The organism is Thalassospira xianhensis MCCC 1A02616 (genome assembly GCF_003326475.1).
In the GTDB taxonomy this organism is placed as follows: domain Bacteria; phylum Pseudomonadota; class Alphaproteobacteria; order Rhodospirillales; family Thalassospiraceae; genus Thalassospira; species Thalassospira xianhensis.
The window spans coordinates 1-2,153 of the sequence record NZ_JPWA01000084.1 but is presented as its reverse complement, the minus strand read 5'-3'; the positions used below and the strand labels follow the sequence as shown (position 1 = coordinate 2,153).

The following is a 2,153-nucleotide window of genomic DNA, read 5'->3' as shown; positions in this document are numbered from 1 at the left end:
GATCATAACGTGAATACATAGCGTTATGAGGCGAACCCGGGGAACTGAAACATCTCAGTACCCGGAGGAAAGGACATCAACAGAGACTCTGCTAGTAGCGGCGAGCGAACGCGGACCAGGCCAGTGGCCTGTATGTAAGAACCGGAACAATCTGGAAAGGTTGGCCAAAGTGGGTGATAGCCCCGTACGGGTAGAAAGCATACAGGTCCTCGAGTAGGGCGGGACACGTGAAATCCTGTCTGAACATGGGGGGACCACCCTCCAAGCCTAAGTACTCCTTAACGACCGATAGTGTACCAGTACCGTGAGGGAAAGGTGAAAAGCACCCCGATAAGGGGAGTGAAATAGTTCCTGAAACCGGATGCCTACAAGCAGTTGGAGCCTCTTTATGGGGTGACAGCGTACCTCTTGCATAATGGGTCAGCGAGTTAGTCTTACAAGCGAGCTTAAGCCGTTAGGTGTAGGCGCAGCGAAAGCGAGTCTGAATAGGGCGATTGAGTTTGTGGGATTAGACCCGAAACCAGGTGATCTAGCCATGAGCAGGTTGAAGGTGATGTAACAGTCACTGGAGGACCGAACCCACGTCTGTTGAAAAAGACGGGGATGACTTGTGGTTAGGGGTGAAAGGCCAATCAAACCTGGAGATAGCTGGTTCTCCGCGAAATCTATTTAGGTAGAGCGTCAGACGAATACCATCGGGGGTAGAGCACTGAATGGGCTAGGGGGCCTTACCGGCTTACCAAACCTAATCAAACTCCGAATACCGATGAGTACTATCTGGCAGACAGACTACGGGTGCTAAGGTCCGTGGTCGAGAGGGAAACAGCCCAGACCGCCAGTTAAGGTCCCAAAGTTGTGGCTAAGTGGGAAAGGATGTAGGACGGCCAAGACAACCAGGACGTTGGCTTAGAAGCAGCCATCGTTTAAAGAAAGCGTAACAGCTCACTGGTCTAAATAAGCTGTCCCGCGCCGAAGATGTACCGGGGCTCAAGCCACACACCGAAACTGCGGATTTGTTCTTCGGAACAAGTGGTAGCGGAGCGTTCCGTAAGCCTGTGAAGGTGTACCGTAAGGTATGCTGGAGGTATCGGAAGCGAGAATGCTGACATGAGTAGCGACAAAGGGAGTGAGAACCTCCCTCGCCGAAAGCCCAAGGGTTCCTGCGCAAGGCCAATCCGCGCAGGGTGAGTCGGCCCCTAAGACGAGGCGGAAACGCGTAGTCGATGGGAAACAGGTTAATATTCCTGTACCCGTGAGAAGTGACGGCCTCTGGAAGTTGTGTCTCCTTATTGGATTGGAGATGCTGCCAAGGAGGTCCAGGAAATAACTCTCACATATGGACCGTACCCGAAACCGACACAGGTGGGCAGGTTGAATATACCAAGGCGCTTGAGAGAACGATGTTGAAGGAACTCGGCAAATTGCCCCCGTAACTTCGGGAGAAGGGGGCCCACCGTGAAGGCAACTTTACGGTGGGGGCACAGACCAGGGGGTGGCGACTGTTTACTAAAAACACAGGGCTCTGCGAAGTCGCAAGACGACGTATAGGGTCTGACGCCTGCCCGGTGCCGGAAGGTTAAGAGGAGATGTGCAAGCATTGAATTGAAGCCCCGGTAAACGGCGGCCGTAACTATAACGGTCCTAAGGTAGCGAAATTCCTTGTCGGGTAAGTTCCGACCTGCACGAATGGCGTAACGACTTCCCCACTGTCTCCAACATCGACTCAGCGAAATTGAATTCTCCGTGAAGATGCGGAGTACCCGCGGTCAGACGGAAAGACCCCGTGCACCTTTACTACAGCTTTGCAGTGGTATCAGGATGTGAATGTGCAGAATAGGCGGGAGGCTATGAACCCGAAGCGCCAGCTTCGGTGGAGCCACCTTTGAGATACCGCCCTTTTGCTTCCTGATATCTAACCGAGGTCCGTTATCCGGATCCGGGACCCTGCATGGCGGGTAGTTTGACTGGGGCGGTCGCCTCCCAAAGAGTAACGGAGGCGCGCGATGGTAGGCTCAGGCTGGTCGGACATCAGCTTAAGAGTGCAATGGCAAAAGCCTGCCTGACTGCGAGACTGACAAGTCGAGCAGAGACGAAAGTCGGTCATAGTGATCCGGTGGTCCCGCGTGGAAGGGCCATCGCTCAACGGATAAAAG

The 2,153-nt window shown here is 53.9% G+C and carries 1 rRNA gene; it reads left to right on the top strand.

The features are described from left to right. Positions 1-2,153: ribosomal RNA gene (locus tag TH5_RS25090) — 23S ribosomal RNA — on the top strand; the annotation flags it as partial.